This is a genomic window from Streptomyces sp. NPDC045022 (assembly GCF_056432605.1).
Genome location: NZ_JBWKIR010000004.1, coordinates 185,498 through 203,235, shown reverse-complemented (window position 1 = coordinate 203,235; position 17,738 = coordinate 185,498). Strand labels below are relative to the sequence as shown.

The window sequence follows — 17,738 nt, the reverse complement described above, 5'->3', positions numbered from 1 at the left end:
GTTAAAAAGCGAGGGGGGGTGCTCAAGTGGGGCGGGGGTCTGGGGCCAACTGTGTCCCCGGGCCCGGGGGCTAGTGGTCCCTGTTGCCCCGTTGGGCGCGGACGGCGGCCGCGGCTGACCGACCGGTCAGCCGCGACGCGCGCGCGTGGGACGTCAGCTGAGCGTGACCTGCCGGTTGGTCAGCCCGCCGCGCGCCCGGCGCTCGTCCGCCGTGAGCGGCTCCTGGACGGCGAGAGCGGCGGCGAGGCGCTCGGCGAACTCGGCGGCCGGTTTCTCCACGTCCTCCGCCGTGACCTCGCTCGGCAGGTCCCAGACCGGCACGGTGAGGCCGTGAGCACGGAAGGAGCCCACGAGCCGGGTGCCGTCCCCGAGGCTGGAGCGGCCCACGGCGTGCAGCCGCGCGAGAGCGTCCAGAAGCTGCTCCTCCGGATGGGGCATCACCCAGCGCAGGTGGTTCTTCTCCGGGGTCCGGCACCAGTACGCGGCGTCCACGCCGGCCAGCTTCACCGTCGGGATGGCGGCGGCGTTGGCCCGCTCCAGGGAGGCGGTCACCTCCGGGGTGGCGTTCTCCGCGTCCGGCACCCAGAACTCGAAACCGCTGTGCACGACCGGCTCGAACGGGGCCTCGGCATCGAGCAGGTCCTGCAGCCGGGGACCGCCGACGGGGGCGCGGCGGGCCTGCACGGGGGTGCCGGGCTCGGCCACCAGCGCACGCTGGAGGGTGTCGGCGAGGTCGCGGCTGATGTCGCCGGACGCCGTGTCGTTCTGCAGGCCGATCAGGACCGAGCCGTCGTCGCGGCGCAGCGCGGGCCAGGCCATCGGCAGCACCGTGGCCAGGGTGACCGACGGGACGTCCTCCGGCAGACCCTCCTTGAGGGTCAGCTCGGCCGTCGCGGCCGGTACCAGCTCACGCAGGGCCACCCAGTCGCACTCGCCCGGCAGTCCCTCGAACGGGCGGTGCACCAGCTCGGTCGCGGCGTGCGCCGCCGCCCGGCCGTGGCACGCCTTGTAGCGCCGGCCGCTGCCGCAGGGACAGGGCTCGCGGGCGCCGACAACCGGAACCTGTCCATCAGCGCCTGCGGCGCGGGCCCCGTCGCTGAGCTGCGGCCGCTTGGCCTTCGTCTGGGGTCGCTTCTTGGCCATCGTGGATGTCTCCCCGGTTACGGCTCTTCTCGTACGGGCGGAGCCTAGCCGTTCAGGCCATGACCGACGGGAACCTGTGGACAACGCACGCACGCTCGACGCCACTGGTATGAACCTGTGGGCCATCCGCGGGTCCCGGCGCGTTGCGGAGCCCGGCCCGGTGCGCGGCGCGGTCCGGGTGACCCCGGCGGTTCAGTCCAGCTCCTCGAAGGCGTCCGAGAAGGAGGCGTCCGCGAAGTCCAGGCCGGCCATGTCCGTAAGCGAGGGCGTGGTGACGCGCGTAGCGAACCCGTCGGGGCGGCACCCGGCATCGGGGTCGTGGACGTCCTCGTGGACCACCACCCAGACCGTCACCTCGCCCCGGACGTCATCCCGCACACCCCAGTCGTCGGCGAGCGCCGTGATGATGTTCAGTCCCCGGCCGCCGTGCGCGGTCACCGACGGCGTGGCCGGCGCCGGGCGGGTCGGGCCGCCGCCGTCCGTCACCTCGACGATGAGCCGGCCCCCTGCGTCGACGCGCCACGCGGCGCGGACGTCGCCGTCGCCTGCCAGGGCGTCGCCGAGCGGCCGCCCGTGTTTGCAGGCATTGCTCAACAGCTCGGAAAGGATCAGTACGGCATCGTCGATGACCGGTTCCGATACGCCCCCGCCGCGCAGGTGCGCGCGCATCCGATGCCGCGCCTCGCCCACGCCCGCAGGGCCATGGGGCACGGCCATGCTCGACGACGTGGGCACCTCCTGTGCCACCACCAACGCCACCCCCGAAACCTCCTTTGCCCCACGCCACGGTGTGGATGCCCCATTGGCCTGTACCGGAAACCGGCCAGTCCCCCTGTGCCGACGCATTCGAAACGGTCGAACACGGACCGAACGCGCCGGAGCACTCCCGGTGGCCGTCACCGTCCCGCGGTGGGCGCGTCAGCGGCCGAGCCGGTCCAGCACCGCGCGTGGGCGGTTGGTGATGATGGCGTCGATGCCGAGGCCGAGGCACAGGTCGACGTCCTCGGGCTCGTTCACGGTCCACACGTGGACCTGGTGACCGGCTTCTTTCAGCCGCTCCACATATGTGGGGTGGTTGCGCACGATGCGGATGGACGGGCCCGCGATCCGCACGCCCGCGGGCAGCCGCCCGTCGCGCAGCCGTGGGGAGACGAACTGCATCAGATAGACCGTCGGCAGCGTCGGCGCGGACGTACGCACGCGGTGCAGCGAACGTGCCGAGAAGCTCATGATCCGGACCGGGGACTCGGCGGCGGCGGCCGGTGCGTCCAGGCCGAACCGCTTGAGCAGCGCCAGCAGCCGCTCCTCGACCTGGCCCGCCCAGCGCGTGGGGTGCTTGGTCTCGATGGCCAGCTCCACCCGCCGCCCGGCGTCCGCGACCAGCTCCAGCAGCCGCTCCAGGGTGAGCACCGAGGTGGCCGCGGGGTCCTCGGGCCGGTTCTCCCAGTCGGGCTCCTCGTCCCGCCCGCGCCAGGCCTCGCGCGTCTTCCAGGAGCCGAAGTCGAGCGCGGCGAGATCGGCCAGCTCCAGCGCGGAGACGGCGCCGCGGCCGTTGGAGGTACGGTTCACCCGCCGGTCGTGGACGCAGACCAGGTGGCCGTCCGCGGTCAGCCGTACATCGCACTCGAGGGCGTCCGCGCCGTCCTCGATCGCCTTCCGGTAGGCGGCGAGCGTGTGCTCGGGCGCGTCTTCGGAGGCGCCCCTGTGGGCGACGACCTGGATGGAGTGCTGTGGTGCGTGGGTCACCGCGTCATGGTGCCACCGCCGCCGGGTACGCGTGGCGTCGCGGGCGCGGGCGTGCGACGAACGGGCGCATACACCATGCTCGTTTATGTAACTTTTGTTCAAAAGGTCCCATGTAAAGAGAGGTCCCGGACGCACAGCCACGGCTTATGGTGCTCTGACGGCCCATGGGAAAAGCTGACTACGGACCGAGTGTGACCGACGACAACAGGCGTGGATCGAGGAGAAGAGCTGTGAGCACCGAGAACGAGGGCAACGCGGTACCCCAGGCCCCGTCAGCACCTCCGGTGCCGGTGGCCTCTCCCGCCGCTTCCCCGCAGGGCCACACGCCCGAGGGGGACGCGCCGACGGCTCCGCTTCCACCGCTTCCCCAGGACGCCCCGGCCCCGGCCGTCGCGGCCGGACCGGGCCCGGCGCACCAGGCGGGCCCGTCCGGCCCGGTCCCGGACGGCTCCTGGCCGCCCCCGCCGCCGTCCACGCCGTCCTACGGCGACGGTGGTGCCGGCGGTTACGGCGGTGCCGACGGTTACGGTGGTTTCGGCAGTGCGGGTGGCGCCGGTGGCGCGGGCGGCGCCGGTGGCGCGGGCGGCGCCGGTGGCGCGGGCGGCGGCGCGGGTGGCGCCGGCTGGGGAGCGTCGTACCAGCAGCCCGCCCCCAAGCCGCGCAGCGGGCGCGGCGGGCTGGTCGCCGCGGTCCTGGTGGCCGCGCTGGCCGCGGGCGGCCTGGGTGGCGGCCTCGGCTACACCCTGGCCAAGGACAACGACAGCAGCGGCTCCACCACCGTCTCGGCCTCCGACAACAGCGCCTCACAGGTCAAGCGCGCGCCCGGCACGATCGCCAACGTGGCAGCCAGAGCACTGCCCAGCACGGTCACCATCGAGGCGGAGAGCAGCAACGGCGAGGGCGGCACCGGCACCGGGTTCGTCTTCGACACCCAGGGCCACATCGTCACCAACAACCACGTGGTGGCCGAGGCGGTGGACGGCGGCAAGCTCACGGCGACCTTCCCCGACGGCAAGAAGTACAACGCCGAGATCGTCGGCCACGCACAGGGGTACGACGTCGCCGTCATCAAGCTCAAGAACGCCCCGTCCGACCTCAAGCCGCTCGCCCTCGGCGACTCCGACAAGGTGGCCGTCGGCGACGAGACCATCGCCATCGGCGCCCCCTTCGGCCTGTCCAACACGGTGACGACGGGCATCATCAGCGCCAAGAACCGCCCCGTGGCCTCCAGCGACGGCGGCTCCAGCAGCAAGGCGTCGTACATGAGCGCCCTGCAGACCGACGCGTCGATCAATCCGGGCAACTCCGGCGGCCCGCTGCTGAGCGCCTCCGGCGCGGTCATCGGCATCAACTCGGCGATCCAGTCCAGCAGCAGCGGCGGCTTCGGCTCCGGCCAGTCCGGCTCGATCGGCCTCGGCTTCGCCATCCCGATCAACCAGGCAAAGTACGTCGCCCAGCAGCTGATCAAGACCGGCAAGCCGGTGTACGCCAAGATCGGCGCGTCCGTCTCCCTGGAGGACTCCTCCGACGGCGCGAAGATCACCGACCAGGGTACGAGCGGCTCCGCGGCGGTCGAGTCGGGCGGCCCGGCGGACAAGGCCGGCCTCAAGCCCGGGGACGTGATCACCAAGCTCGACGACCACGTGATCGACAGCGGCCCGACCCTGATCGGCGAGATCTGGACCCACGAGCCGGGCGACAAGGTCACGATCACCTACAAGCGGGGCGGCCAGGAGCACACGGTCGACCTGACGCTGGGCGCCCGCCAGGGCGACAGCTGACACCGACGCCCGGTACGCGCGCGTAGGGGTGCCTCTCGGGGAGGGGTGCCCCTACGGCTGCTTTTTTGGGGGAGTCGCGCCGCCCCCGGGGTACTTGGTGCCGCGGAGTCCGTCCACTCGGGTACCCGGTGCCGCGGGATCCGCCCGCGAGGCCCCTCGGTGCCGCTGTCGCGCCGCGGCACCGCACGACCCACCTCCGGAAAACGAGTTGTCCGGGCCGGCGCACTGCCGCCAGGATCGGCCCATGACCACGACGCCCGTCTTCCTGCCGCCGACCGCCGCCGTCCGATCGGTGCGCGTCCAGCAGCAGGCCGGCCGACCGCGGAGACCGACGCCCGTTCACGCATGAGCGCGGTCCTGGTCGCGGGGCTCCTCGCCGGGTACGGCATCGCCATGCCCGTGGGAGCGGTCGGGACGTATCTGGTGGCGCTGACCGCTCGGACCTCGCTGAGGACCGGCGCCTGTGCCGCACTGGGTGTCGCGACCGCGGACGGCCTCTACGCGCTGATCGCCATGATCGGAGGTTCGGCGTTGACCCGCGCCATCGAACCGATCGCGCACCCCATGCGCTGGGCCGCCGCCGTGGTCGTCATCGCCCTGGCGGCCCACGGCGCGGCCACGGCGATCATCCGCCACCACAGGCCGCGGACGGTGACCCGGACCGAGGAAGCCCACGTCGGCCCAGCGCGGGCCTATGTCGGGCTGTGGGGGATCACCATGATGAATCCCCTCACCGTGATCTACTTCGCGGCTCTGGTGCTCGGCAGCCAGACCTCGGCGGCACCGGACCCCCTCGAAAAGGCCGCCTTCGTGGTGGCCGCCTTCGCGGCGTCGGCCAGCTGGCAACTGCTTCTCGCGGTCGGTGGAGCACTGCTGGGCCGGCTACTGACCGGCAGCCGCGGGCGGCTCATCACCGCCATGGCCTCCAGCACCGTGATCACCGCACTCGGCGTCCGCATGCTCCTCGCGCCGTACTGACTCATCCGGCCGGCGAGTCGGCGTCTTGCGATGACCCGAGCATGGCGATGAGGTCATGGCCGCCCAGAAACCCGAACGCGCCACCGCCCGGTCCCCAGCAACGCCTCGATCTCCGACAGCACCTCGCCACGACACGGCATGGGAAATCATGAGGCATGCGACCGGATGACTGGCACCTCACCGAAGACGTCGACGACTTCCTCGCCCGAGCCGGAGACTTCCTGCGCTCCCGGGCCGCCCTGCACACCATGGCGCTGACGGTGACCGAGAAACTGCGCACACACGGAGCGAACGCATACGGCGGCGCCCAGGCCCCCGTCTTCGGCCGACTGGAGCGAGCGGGCAGGGTCCGCGCCACCTTCTACCGCCTCCCGTCCCGCGGCGTGAGCATCACCCCCCTCACCCCCGAGCATGCCGACACCCTCGCCGCTCACCTGGCCGCCCTCGGGCACTCCCTTCCCTACGTCAGCGCGGACCACGCCACCGCCACTGCTTTCGCCGAGGCATGGCAGCGGCACACCGGCGCTGCGCCGACGTTCAGCAAGCGGATCCGTCTGTACCGCCTCGGCACGCTCACCCCACCGGAGCCGCGCCCGGAGGGCCGGGGGCGAGCCCTGGGCGAACAGGACCACGAGCAAGTCGTGCGCTGGTGCGGCGAGTTCGTCGACACCGTCGGAGAAGTCCCCGCCGTGGACACCGGCTCCTGGGCCGGCTCACGCTTCGCCGACAAACACTTCACGTTCTGGGAGACCCCGGACGGCACTCCCGTCTCCATGGCAGGCTCGACCTCGCTGGTCGGCGGCATGATCCGGGTGGACCCCGTGTACACCCCCGGCCCACCTCCGGGGCCGTGGCTACGCGGGTGCCGTGACGGTCGAGGTGAGCAGGGCCGCGCTGACCGCGGGCGCGACGGACGTCGTGCTCTTCGCGGACCCCGCCAACCCCACCAGCAACGCCCTCTACCAACGCATCGGATACGTCCCGGTCACCGACTGGGCCGTGTACGAATTCTCGAGTGCCGTACCGCGAGTCGGTCAGGGGTCTGCCGGACAGTGAAAGGGTGTCCTCCTCGCTCGAGGGGGCGGCGCATGAGTGGCGGGGTCACCTCTCCCGCGCGAGGGTGGGACCTGCGGGCAGCAGCGAACAGTGCGCTCGGGCTGCTGCCCGCAGGCATGACGAGTCGGGCCCAGGGGCGGCCGAGGGGGAGTGCCGGGGCGGCCGGGCGGAGGTGGTTGCCCCTTTTCGCTGCGCGTGCGGGCCCTTCTCGCCTGTCAGTGGGCCCCTGTGTGGACCACACCCCCATGATCCGCCCCGGTCCCGGTACGCTGTACCCGCTCCGTCCCAGGTGGGCGCGAGCGAGGTGGGTTGCCCGAGCGGCCTAAGGGAACGGTCTTGAAAACCGTCGTGGCAGCGATGTCACCGTGGGTTCAAATCCCACACCCACCGCCAGCGGAAACGGCCCCTGACCAGAAGGAACAGTCAGGGGCCGCCCGGGGATGAGCTTTGCCGTGCGGCGGCACCCTGGTCAGACAGAGGGCTTCCGGGCACGTCGTCTGACTACGTAGCCTCCGATACCGGCCAGGGCCAGCACGATCCCGAGGCTCCCAAGCGTCACCAGCACCGTCGGTACGGCGGAGTGCTCCAGCACTCGTCCCTGCACTCCAGAGGCCGCGACGGTGCCTGACTGCTCGTTGAGGTGGAACCGCGAGTCGTTGGCGTTCGCCCGGTGGTCGCCCAGCAGGAACAACCGTCCGTCCGGCACCTTCACGTCATACGGACTGACCATCATGTTCTCTTCGCCGTCCGTCACATACGGCTCATTGACCGGCTTCCCGTTCACCGTGACCCGGTTCCCCTCTCCCGCCACGTGATCGCCACCCATCCCGATGACCCGCCGCAGCAGCGGCCTGCCCCCGTAGTGCTCGGGTGCCTCGATGAGCAGGACATCGCCCCGGCGTATCTCGCTCGCGTCGATCCGCTCGACGAACACCTGATCGCCCTGGTGGTACGTGGGTCTCATCGAGTCGCCCATGATGGTGGCCATCTTGTAGTTCGCGAGGGTGTACACGATGGTCCCCGCCAGAAGAGCCAACCCGAGTGGTGCCAACACCCAGGCCGCATCTCTCAACCTGCCGATCACTCTTCGCTGCCGCATGAGCATCCCTCCCCTTGAACCGCCCGACGGCTGTGCGGGCCAGCAGAGGCTATGTGGCCCCAGGGCGGAAACGCACGTGGTCCGTGCCTGGTGACGGCACTGTCCCGAGTCCGTGACACAGGCTGTTTCGGTGGTGCGGTCGCGCCCAGCCGGGCGTTACGGTCCGGGACCGGCTGCGGCCGGTCGGGCCGCCCGTGATCAGGGGGGACGTCCCAGATGAATGCCCATCGCCGCAGACCCGTCGTCGTCACACTCGCGGCCGTCGCGCTGGCCGCCGTGCTCACCGGCTGCCAGGGGGGCGCCCCCGACGCGAGGGCCGACGGCACGCCGAGCGCCGGCGTGACGGCCGGTTCGGCGCCCGGCAAGGCCGGAAAGGCCGCCGACGACAAGGGCGGCAAGAGTGTGAGCGGGGGCGAGGACAAGGGCGGGGCTCCGGTGGGTTCGGGTGGCGGCGTGACCGCGACGCCCGCCGCCAAGGTCACCGGACGGGCCGAGACCAGCGCACCGGCCGCCGACTGCGTGAGTGAGGCGCCGGATCCGGATCACGTCGACCCCGACGAGTTCGCCCTCTACCGCGTCGAGGAACTCGACGGCAGCACCGGCAAGGTGAACCTCGTCATCCAGCACGGTGCCTGGGGGTGCTCCGGCACGGACGGCGGGGGCGCGCCGTTCGTCGTCACCGGCGAGGACAGCCGCTGGGCTCTCGACCAGGCCGCGTACGTCACCGCCACCAACCCCGTCACCGACAGCAGCGAGAACCGGCGCATCGGTGTGAACGAGCTGATCGACTGGGCCAAGGCGCACCCCGACTCCGGCCTGGTGTTCAAGTACGAGACCGGCGCCGACGGTTCCATCGACCGCCTCGAGCAGGTCTACGCGCCGTAGCCGTCCGTCCCCGACGTCGTCGGGCGGGACCCTTCACTCCGTCCGGCGGCACCCCGTACGCCGTCGTACGGCGGCACCCCATACGTCCTCCGGTAACACCCTCCCGTCCTCCGGCGGCACCTTCGCACTCTCGGATGGCGCCCCTTCCCCCCACCGGGTGTTCGCCGGTGAGCGGACCTCATGGCCGGTGCCCCGTCATCCGGGCCGCCGAGGCGATCGTCGCGCGGGCCTCGCGCTCGGTGAGGCCGGTGTTGAGGGCCGCCTCGGTCAGAGGGCCGGCCAGGGCGGGGCCGATGCCGTTCTCGTAGGCGCGGCAGGCCGCCCAGAACAGGCGGGTGTTGCGCTGGCCCTCGTGGGCGGAGAGGACGAACTGGACCAGGCCGCGGCCGTGGTCGCCGGGTGCGGGTGTGGGTGCGCCCGGGTGGCCGCTGCGGGGCGGGGGCAGGAGCAGGCGCAGCAGGGACGACGGGCAGGCGGCGGGGGCCAGGTGCGCGGTGCCGGGGGCGGTGGCGTAGACGCCGTGCCCGGTGCGGGAGCCGGGGCCCACCAGGTAGCCCCCGGCGCCCCGGATGTCGATGCCGGGGGCGAGACGGCCGGCCGAGTTCGGTACGACCAGGTCCGGCGGGCCGGTCAGCCACAGGTGCCGGCCGCCGCTCGGGGTGAGGACGACGACCGTCTCCGGGATCGCGAACAGATGGCGCAGGGCCAGCTCGCGCAGGGCGACCGAGGAGTCCGTGCCCGTTTTGGTGTCCAGGTCGACGCCGATCAGGTGGTACGGGGGGAGCCCGCAGGCGATGCCGTAACCGGTGGCCCAGGGCGCGGCGGCGAAGAGCCGGCGGATGCGGACGGGGTCGGTGGAGGCGTCGTACACGCCGTGGCCGAAGCGGCCGCATTCGCCGCGGCAGGGCGGTCGTGCCGGATCGGGGTCGGCGCGGTGGGGTGAGCGCAGGGCCGGGAGTTTCGTCCGGGACAGGGGGATGACGGCCAGACCGCGTTCGGCGGCTGACAGGGCGTGTGCGAGGGCCAGCGTCGTGGCCTGCCGGTCGATGGTGGCCATGACTCCATGTTCGTACGTACGTTCGAAAAAGGGAAGAGGGGTCGGTCCCGGCGCGCCGCGGCGGGGAAGTTGGCCGGAAAGGCGCCGGAACGACGCCTCGGGCGAGGTTCCTTCTGAGGAGGCGGCCCTCGCGGGGTGTGCTTCAGGGTCGCAACACGTCCGCGCGTTTTCCGGGTGCACGGTCCCCGGAGCGGCCGTGGCGGCACCCTGCGGTCCAGCTCCCGCCTCCTGCCGTCCGGCTTGACACCCGCCCATCACCTGACGGACAGTCAGAAATGGAAGGGGGTGACCATGGCAGAGGTGGATCCGCAAGAGCCGGGTGCGCGGCTCAAGGCGTACGAGGGGCTCCCGGCCGCCGTCGCCGGCGTGGGCAAGGACCCGGTGAACGCGCCGATGATCCGGCACTGGTGCGAGGCCATGGGCGACACCAATCCGGCGTACTGCGGCCCGGACGCCATCGCCCCGCCCACCATGCTCCAGGCCTGGACGATGGGAGGCCTCTCCGGCCACGGGGGCCGCACGGGCGCCTACGACGAACTGCTCGGCCTGCTCGACGCCTCGGGGTGCACGTCCGTGGTGGCCACCGACTGCGAGCAGGAGTATCTACGGCCCCTGCGCCCGGGCGACGAGATCACGTTCGACTCGGTGATCGAGTCGGTCTCCGACCGCAAGACGACGAAGCTGGGCACGGGGTATTTCGTCACGACCCGCACGGACGTCCGGGTCGGCGGCGACGTGGTGGGCACGCACCGCTTCCGCGTCCTCAAGTACGCCCCCACGCGCACCGGATCCAGGGCGCGGCGTCCCCGCCCGGTGGTCAACCGGGACAACGCGGGCTTCTGGCAGGGCGTGGCCGAGCGCAGACTCCTCATCCAGCGCTGCATGGACTGCGGCACCCCGCGCCACCCCTGGCTGCCGGGCTGCAACGCCTGCGGCAGCCTGGACTGGGACACGCTCGAGGCGAGCGGCGCGGGCACGGTGTACTCGTACGTGGTGATGCACCACCCGCCCTTTCCGGCCTTCGACCCCCCGTACGCCGTCGGCCTGATCGAACTCGCCGAGGGCGTACGGATGGTGAGCGGCGTGGTGGGGGTGCCGTACGACAGGGTGCGCATCGGGCTGCCGGTGCGGGTGGAGTTCCGGACCTACGAGGACGAGGACGAGGACGGCGCACTGGTCCTGCCGGTCTTCCGTGTCGTCGAAGGCGAGGGATGACATGGGCTCTCGCGTCCGGAGTCGCCCAGGTAACCGGCAACCAGTGACCGGGTGAGTCGAGCAGGAGTGGGGAGTGGGACATGACGACGGCCCTGACGGTGGGCGCCGAGCTGCCCCCGCTGGAGATCCCTCTCACGCGCACGCTGATCGTGGCGGGGGCGATCGCCTCCCGCGACTACCAGGACGTGCACCATGACGCGGAGCTGGCCCGGCGGAAGGGGTCGCCGGACGTCTTCATGAACATCCTGACGACGAACGGCCTGGTCGGCAGGTACATCACGGACCACTTCGGCCCGACGGCGGTGCTCCGCAAGGTCGCCATCAGACTCGGGGCGCCCAACTACCCGGGAGACAGGATGGTGCTGACGGGCACGATCGAAGCGGTCCACGGCGACACCGCCACCGTGCGTGTCGTCGGCGCCAACGGCATCGGCAGACATGTGACGGGCACGGTCACGGTCACGGTACCGGCGCCGGTACCGCTTGCGGGCCGGACACGGGAACCCGCCACCGACTCGACAGCCGATCCCGCCCCGAACCCCACTTCCCACCCGAAGGTCACCCCATGAGCCTGCGTGCCCGGGACTCCCTCGGCGGACGGGCGGCGATCGTCGGTATCGGGGCCACCGGGTTCTCCAAGGACTCCGGGCGCAGCGAGCTGCGGCTGGCGGCGGAGGCGGTGCGCGCCGCGCTCGACGACGCGGGTCTCACGCCGGCCGATGTGGACGGGCTGGTGACGTTCACGATGGATACCAGTCCGGAGATCACGGTGGCCCAGGCCTGCGGGATGGGCGAGCTGTCCTTCTTCTCCCGGATCCACTACGGCGGCGGGGCGGCCTGCGCGACCGTCCAGCAGGCGGCGCTCGCGGTGGCGACGGGCGTCGCGGAGGTGGTGGTCTGCTACCGGGCCTTCAACGAGCGCTCGGGCCGCAGATTCGGCGCCGGTGTGCAGCACCGGGAGCCGTCGGCGGAGGGTGTGGCGCTGGGCTGGGCGCTGCCCTTCGGTCTGCTCACGCCCGCCTCCTGGGTGGCGATGGCGGCCCAGCGGTATCTGCACGCGTACGGGCTGAAGCCGGAGGTGTTCGGGCACGTGGCCGTGGTGGCCCGCAGGCACGCGGCGACCAATCCGGCGGCCTGGTTCCACGGACGCCCGATCACGCTCGCCGAGCACGCCGCGTCCCGCTGGATCGTCGAACCGCTCCGGCTGCTGGACTGCTGCCAGGAGACCGACGGCGGCCAGGCGATCGTCGTCACGTCCGTGGAGCGGGCCCGTGACCTGCCGCGTCCGCCCGCCGTGATCGCGGCCGCGGCCCAGGGAGCCGGCCGGGCACAGGAGCAGATGACCAGTTTCCACCGGGGCGATCCGAGCGCTCTGCCGGAGATGGGGGTGGTGGCCCGCCAGCTGTGGCGGACATCCGGGCTCGGTCCCGCCGACATCGAGGTGGGGATCCTCTACGACCACTTCACACCGTTCGTGCTGATGCAGCTGGAGGAGTTCGGGTTCTGCGGAAGGGGGGAGGCGGCGGACTTCGTCGCCGAGGAACGGCTGCCGCTCAACACGCACGGGGGACAGCTCGGGGAGGCGTATCTGCATGGGATGAACGGCGTGGCGGAGGCCGTGCGTCAACTGCGCGGCACGGCGGTGAACCAGATACCGGGGGTGGCCCGGGCCCTGGTGACGGCCGGCACCGGGGTGCCGACATCGGCCCTCGTCCTGGTGGCGGACGGCTGAGTCCGGGGCCTGACCCGCACACGGAATCAGGGTCGGACCCGCAGACCGGGTGGATTCGCCGTCCACCTTCAGGAGGTGGGGCCGGCCCCACCCCTACAACCTGAGGGGGACTCCCCTTCGGGACCTGCGGCCGATCCGCCGGGCCGGGGCCCGCTTCTAGCGTGGAGCCATGACCACAGCCGTCTGCACCAGCGCCTCGGCCGCCGCCACACCAGCAGGACAGAGCCTTTCCCGCTCCCGGCTCCGCTCGAGCGGCGGGACGCCCACGTATCCGTCGTTCGCGGCGTACGTGAGGGCCCGCCAGCCGGTCCTGCTGCGTACCGCGCGCTCGCTGACCGCGAACCCCAGCGATGCCGAGGATCTGCTGCAGACCGCGCTCGCCAAGACCTATGTGGCGTGGGAGCGGATCGAGGACCAGCGGGCCCTCGACGGCTATGTGCGCCGGGCGCTGCTCAACACGCGGACCTCGCAGTGGCGCAAGCGCAGGGTGGAGGAGTTCGCCTGCGACGAGCTGCCCGAGCCGGAGCCCGTGCCCGGCGGCGACGACCCGGCCGAGCGGCAGGCGCTGCACGACGCCATGTGGCGGGCGGTCATGAAGCTGCCGGCGCGGCAGCGGGCGATGGTCGTCCTGCGGTACTACGAGGACCTCAGCGAGGCCCAGACCGCCGAGGTGCTCGGGGTCTCCGTGGGCACGGTGAAGTCGGCGGTGTCCCGGGCGCTCGGCAAACTGCGTGAGGACCCGGAGCTGGTGCTGGCGCGTTAGCCAGGGCTCAATTTCTCTCCCGCTAGTGACATACCGCGCGGTATGTGCGCAGAATCAGCGCAATCTCTACCGCCGCGTAGGCAATGTCGCCCGGGAGGACGCCGTGCTGAGCACCATGCAGGACGTACCGCTGACTGTCACCCGCATCCTCGTACACGGGGTACAGGTGCACGGACGGTCGCAGATCACCACCTGGACCGGGGAGGCCGAGCCGCAGCGGCGCAGCTTCGCCGAGGCCGGTGCGCGCGCGGTGCGGCTCGCGAACGCCCTGCGGGACGAACTCGGCGTCCGGGGCGACGACCGGGTGGCCACGCTGATGTGGAACAACGCCGAGCACGTCGAGGCGTACTTCGCGATCCCGTCCATGGGCGCGGTGCTGCACACGCTCAACCTGCGGCTGCCCGCCGAGCAGCTGGTGTGGATCGTCAACCACGCGGCCGACAAGGTCGTCATCGTCAACGGCTCACTGATCCCGCTGCTCGCGCCGCTGCTGCCGAAGCTGCCGACGGTCGAGCACCTCGTCGTCTCCGGGCCCGGCGACCGTTCCCCGCTGGACGGCACGCACGTCCGGGTCCACGAGTACGAGGAGCTGATCGCCGGCCGGCCCACCACCTACGACTGGCCGGAGCTGGACGAACGCCAGGCCGCCGCCATGTGCTACACCTCCGGCACCACCGGCGACCCCAAGGGCGTGGTGTACAGCCACCGTTCGATCTACCTGCACTCCATGCAGGTCAACATGACCCAGTCGATGGGCCTGTCCGACCAGGACACCTCGCTGGTCGTGGTGCCCCAGTTCCACGTCAACGCCTGGGGCCTGCCGCACGCCACCTTCATGACCGGCGTCAACATGCTGATGCCGGACCGTTTCCTGCAGCCCGCGCCGCTCGCCGAGATGATCGAGCGGGAGAAGCCGACCCACGCGGCAGCGGTGCCGACCATCTGGCAGGGCCTGCTCGCCGAGCTGCACGACAGGCCGCGTGACGTCTCCTCCCTCACCCAGGTCACCATCGGCGGCTCGGCCTGTCCGCCCTCCCTGATGGAGGCCTTCGACAAGCTCGGCATGCGGGTCTGCCACGCCTGGGGCATGACGGAGACCTCCCCCCTGGGCACGGTGGCCCGTCCGCCGGCCCATGCGGTCGGCACCGAGGAGGAGTTCGCCTACCGCCTCACCCAGGGCCGCTTCCCGGCCGGCGTCGAGGGCCGCCTCACCGGACCCGGCGGCGAACGCCTGCCCTGGGACGGCGAGTCGGCGGGCGAGCTGGAGGTGCGCGGTCCGTGGATCGCGGGCGCCTACTACAACGGTCCCGACGCCGAACCGCTGCGCCCCGCCGACAAGTTCAGCGCGGACGGCTGGCTGAAGACGGGAGATGTCGGCATCATCTCCCCGGACGGCTTCCTCACCCTCACCGACCGCGCCAAGGACGTCATCAAGTCCGGTGGCGAGTGGATCTCCTCGGTCGAGCTGGAGAACGCGCTGATGTCCCACCCGGACGTGACCGAGGCCGCCGTGGTCGCCGTACCCGACGAGAAGTGGGGCGAGCGCCCGCTGGCCACGGTCGTCATCAAGGAAGGCGCGAGCACCGACTTCGAGTCCCTGCGCACCTTCCTCCTGGAGGAGGCCCGCATCGCCAGGTGGCAGCTGCCCGAGCGCTGGACGGTGATCGCGGCGGTGCCGAAGACGAGCGTGGGCAAGTTCGACAAGAAGGTGCTGCGCAGGCAGTACGCGGAGGGGGAGCTGGACGTCACCCGGCTCTGACCGGGGCCGTACGCCGGACAGCACCCTTCCCGCCCGGTGTACGCCGCTCTCGGCGGCCGAGTGCGCGCGCTGTCGGCTGTGGGCATCACCGCGGTCGGCATCGAGTACCGCCCGCGCTTGGGGTACAGCTCGCTGCCGGCTGCTGAGTGGCGCCCGCGTCGGCCGTCGAGTACCGCCCGCGGTTCGAGTGGCGCGCGCCGCTGGCTGCTGAGTGGCGCCTGCTGTCGGCCGTCGAGTGCGGCCCGCGGTTCGAGTGGCGCCTCTCTCGGCCGTCGAGTGCGGCCCGCGGTTCGAGTGGCGCCTCTCTCGGCCGTCGAGTGCGGCCCGCGTAAGCCGCCGAGTACCGTCCGCTGTCACCCGCCGAGCACCGCTGTCGTCACCCGCTGAGCACGGCTGTCGTCTCCCGCCGAGCACCGCTGTCGTCGCCCGCTGAGTGCCGCCCCCTGCTGTCACCCGCCGAGCACCTGCCCGAAAAGCCGGTCGTCGAAGGCGCGTGCCCCGGGCCTTACGGCCCGGGGCGCGTCGCACGGTTGGGCCGCGTCACGGCCGTCCCGGCTCGCCGCGCCGAGTCGCCGTGGCCACCCAGCCGATCACCAGCCACACCCCCGCCACCGCGCACACGCCGGCCCAGCCCCAGTGGCCGAAGGCCGGGCCCGCGGCGGCCGAGGCGAGGGCGCCGCCGGCGAAGCCGGAGACGACGTAGGCGGTGTTGGCGGTGGCCGGGGTGGAGGTCGTGGTCAGGGCGAGGGTCTGGTTGGCCACATGGGAGGCGACCAGGGCGGCGTGGATGGCGATCGCGGCGGCGAACAGGGCCACCAGGACGTGTCCTCCGAGCCAGAACAGCGGCACGGCGACCGCCGCCAGCAGATAGGCGGTACCGACGACCCGCGCGGCACCGAACCGGTCCACCAGGCCGCCAGCCAGCGGCGCCACCGCGCTGGAGGTCAGGCCGAAGAGGCCGAAGAGCCCGGCGGTCGCGGTCGAGAGGCCGTAGGACGGGCCGGTCAGCAGCAGCGCGAGGGAGGTCCACAGCGCGCTCCAGGCACCGAACATCCCGGCCTGCCGCAGGCACGCCCGCCACAGGTCGGGCGAGCGGCGCAGCAGTCCCGGCAGCTCGGCGATGCCCGCGAACAGCCCGCCCTGCCGCGAGCGCCGCTCCGACGGCAGGGCCAGCGCCGTGGCCAGGCCCAGCGCGAGGGTCAGCACCGCGGACCCGGCGAACACCCAGCGCCAGCCGAAGGCCTGTCCGGCAAGGCCGCCGACGACGCGGGCGGCGACGATGCCGGTGAACAGACCGGCGATGACGGCCGCGACATGCCGAGCGCGGCGGTCGGCGGGCGCGCGCTCGGCGACCAGCGGGATGAGCAGCTGCGGTACGACGGTCGCGGCGGCGGCGGCGAACACGGCGGCCGCGAGGGCGACGGTGCCGGGCGCGGCCGCTGCGACGAGCAGCGCCACCGTGGTGGCCACGGAGAGGCCGGCGACGAGCGGGCGCCGGTTGACGCGGTCGCCGAGCGGCGCGAAGAAGAGCAGCCCGGCCGCGTAGCCGAACTGGGCGACCGAGGCGATCCAGGTCACGGCCGACGGGACCGTGCCGAAGTCGTGGGCGATGAGCGGGAGCAGCGCGGCCGCGAGGTAGATGTTGGCGGCCGTGACGGCGGTGCAGACCGCGATGAGGAGGAGGAAGAAGGAGCCGGCGGAGGGCTGCCGGCGGGCGGGGACCCGCGCCTGGCGTGCCCGGCGGGTGACGGTGGCTGACGGCATGGGCGGTGCTGCTCCTTGGGCCGGCTCTCGCAACTAACTGGTTGGTTGGAACTGTCCAACAGCTTGCCCTCCTGTCCCATTCCCCGTCAACCAACTAGTTGGTTACCCGTCGCCCGGCGCCCTACCCTGTCCCCATGGCAGCAGTGAGGGACCCCGAGGCCACCAAGGCCCGCATCTTCGACGCGGCGGTCGCCGAGTTCGCCCGGCACGGCATCGCGGGCGCCCGCATCGACCGCATCGCCGCCGCGGCCAAGGCCAACAAGCAGCTGATCTACGCCTACTTCGGCAACAAGGCCGAGCTGTTCACCCAGGTCCTCGGCACGTCCATGGTCGACCTCGCGGCGGCCGTCCCCGTCGACCCCGACGACATCGAGGGCTGGCTCGACCGCCTCCTCGACTACCACGCCACCCACCCCGAACTGCTGCGCCTGCTGTTCTGGGAGGGCATCGAGTACGGCACCGCCGAGCTGCCCGACGAGACGGCGCGCCAGGAGCACTACGCCCGCAAGGTCGCCGCCATCGCCGACGGCCAGGCCCGGGGCGTGATCACCGACGCGATCCCGCCCGGCGACCTGCTGTTCCTGCTGGTCGCGCTCGCCAACTGGACCGCCGTCGTGCCCCAGATGCGGCGCATCCTCACCGGCGCCGAGGACCCCGACCGCGACCGCCTGCGGGCCTCCATCAAGGAGGCGGCCCGCAGACTCGTCGCCCGCTGAAGCGGACCCGCGTCGTACTGAACAGTGCGGCCCTGTTCAGCCTG

Annotated in this window: 15 protein-coding genes, 1 tRNA gene and 1 pseudogene; 11 read left to right on the top strand and 6 right to left on the bottom strand. The window is 72.3% G+C overall.

Going from position 1 to position 17,738, the window contains the following annotated elements:
* Positions 1 to 153 precede the first annotated feature (153 nt).
* The 3 genes from AC07C1_RS09775 to AC07C1_RS09765 form a co-directional block, all read right to left on the bottom strand.
* Positions 154 to 1,143 (bottom strand): DUF5926 family protein, encoded by a 990-nt coding sequence (locus AC07C1_RS09775; RefSeq protein WP_478938079.1) that lies wholly within the window; start codon positions 1,141 to 1,143, stop codon positions 154 to 156.
* A 192-nt stretch (positions 1,144 to 1,335) separates the two neighbouring features.
* Complete coding sequence (locus AC07C1_RS09770) at positions 1,336 to 1,989, bottom strand: ATP-binding protein (RefSeq protein WP_478938078.1); 654 nt, start codon at positions 1,987 to 1,989, stop codon at positions 1,336 to 1,338.
* A gap of 72 nt (positions 1,990 to 2,061) precedes the next feature.
* Positions 2,062 to 2,889 (bottom strand): glycerophosphodiester phosphodiesterase, encoded by an 828-nt coding sequence (locus tag AC07C1_RS09765; protein WP_478938077.1) that lies wholly within the window; start codon positions 2,887 to 2,889, stop codon positions 2,062 to 2,064.
* Positions 2,890 to 3,119: 230 nt separating this feature from the next.
* Here AC07C1_RS09765 and AC07C1_RS09760 point away from each other — a divergent pair, with 230 nt between their 5' ends.
* The 4 genes and pseudogenes from AC07C1_RS09760 (at position 3,120) to AC07C1_RS09745 (ending at position 7,097) form a co-directional block, all read left to right on the top strand.
* Entirely contained in the window at positions 3,120 to 4,670 is a 1,551-nt protein-coding gene (locus AC07C1_RS09760; RefSeq protein WP_478938076.1) for a S1C family serine protease, read from the top strand.
* A 345-nt stretch (positions 4,671 to 5,015) separates the two neighbouring features.
* The gene (locus AC07C1_RS09755; protein ID WP_478938075.1) at positions 5,016 to 5,648 is read left to right on the top strand and encodes a LysE family transporter; all 633 of its coding nucleotides are present in this window, start codon (positions 5,016 to 5,018) and stop codon (positions 5,646 to 5,648) included.
* 155 nt (positions 5,649 to 5,803) lie between these two features.
* Positions 5,804 to 6,704: pseudogene (locus AC07C1_RS09750) on the top strand (GNAT family N-acetyltransferase).
* A 303-nt stretch (positions 6,705 to 7,007) separates the two neighbouring features.
* Positions 7,008 to 7,097, top strand: a tRNA-Ser gene (locus tag AC07C1_RS09745).
* Between the two features lie 76 nt (positions 7,098 to 7,173).
* Here the strand turns inward: AC07C1_RS09745 and lepB are convergent.
* Positions 7,174 to 7,809 (bottom strand): signal peptidase I, encoded by a 636-nt coding sequence (gene lepB / locus AC07C1_RS09740; protein ID WP_478938074.1) that lies wholly within the window; start codon positions 7,807 to 7,809, stop codon positions 7,174 to 7,176.
* Between the two features lie 210 nt (positions 7,810 to 8,019).
* Here lepB and AC07C1_RS09735 point away from each other — a divergent pair, with 210 nt between their 5' ends.
* The gene (locus AC07C1_RS09735) at positions 8,020 to 8,688 is read left to right on the top strand and encodes a hypothetical protein (RefSeq protein WP_478938073.1); all 669 of its coding nucleotides are present in this window, start codon (positions 8,020 to 8,022) and stop codon (positions 8,686 to 8,688) included.
* Between the two features lie 178 nt (positions 8,689 to 8,866).
* Here the strand turns inward: AC07C1_RS09735 and AC07C1_RS09730 are convergent, their stop codons facing one another.
* Positions 8,867 to 9,745 carry a bifunctional DNA primase/polymerase gene (locus AC07C1_RS09730; RefSeq protein ID WP_478938072.1) on the bottom strand — a complete coding sequence of 293 codons (879 nt, stop codon included), beginning with the start codon at positions 9,743 to 9,745 and terminating at the stop codon, positions 8,867 to 8,869.
* A gap of 291 nt (positions 9,746 to 10,036) precedes the next feature.
* Here AC07C1_RS09730 and AC07C1_RS09725 point away from each other — a divergent pair, with 291 nt between their 5' ends.
* The 5 genes from AC07C1_RS09725 (at position 10,037) to AC07C1_RS09705 (ending at position 15,214) form a co-directional block, all read left to right on the top strand.
* The gene (locus AC07C1_RS09725) at positions 10,037 to 10,960 is read left to right on the top strand and encodes a bifunctional MaoC family dehydratase N-terminal/OB-fold nucleic acid binding domain-containing protein (RefSeq protein WP_478938071.1); all 924 of its coding nucleotides are present in this window, start codon (positions 10,037 to 10,039) and stop codon (positions 10,958 to 10,960) included.
* A gap of 92 nt (positions 10,961 to 11,052) precedes the next feature.
* Positions 11,053 to 11,529, top strand: a complete 477-nt coding sequence (locus tag AC07C1_RS09720) for a hotdog family protein (protein ID WP_478938411.1) — start codon at positions 11,053 to 11,055, stop codon at positions 11,527 to 11,529.
* Positions 11,526 to 12,692, top strand: coding sequence for a lipid-transfer protein (locus tag AC07C1_RS09715; RefSeq protein WP_478938070.1), 1,167 nt, complete (start codon positions 11,526 to 11,528; stop codon positions 12,690 to 12,692). The genes AC07C1_RS09720 and AC07C1_RS09715 overlap by 4 nt, the downstream gene beginning before the upstream one ends.
* 169 nt (positions 12,693 to 12,861) lie before the next feature.
* Complete coding sequence (locus AC07C1_RS09710; protein ID WP_478938069.1) at positions 12,862 to 13,455, top strand: SigE family RNA polymerase sigma factor; 594 nt, start codon at positions 12,862 to 12,864, stop codon at positions 13,453 to 13,455.
* Between the two features lie 103 nt (positions 13,456 to 13,558).
* Positions 13,559 to 15,214 carry a long-chain fatty acid--CoA ligase gene (locus AC07C1_RS09705; RefSeq protein WP_478938068.1) on the top strand — a complete coding sequence of 552 codons (1,656 nt, stop codon included), beginning with the start codon at positions 13,559 to 13,561 and terminating at the stop codon, positions 15,212 to 15,214.
* 540 nt (positions 15,215 to 15,754) lie between these two features.
* On the opposite strand, the gene AC07C1_RS09700 is transcribed toward AC07C1_RS09705, so the two are convergent.
* A complete protein-coding gene (locus AC07C1_RS09700; RefSeq protein WP_478938067.1) occupies positions 15,755 to 16,978 on the bottom strand; it encodes an MFS transporter in 1,224 nt (407 codons plus the stop codon).
* A 134-nt stretch (positions 16,979 to 17,112) separates the two neighbouring features.
* Between AC07C1_RS09700 and AC07C1_RS09695 the strand changes: the two genes are divergently transcribed.
* Entirely contained in the window at positions 17,113 to 17,694 is a 582-nt protein-coding gene (locus AC07C1_RS09695; RefSeq protein ID WP_478938066.1) for a TetR family transcriptional regulator, read from the top strand.
* Positions 17,695 to 17,738: the final 44 nt, after the last annotated feature.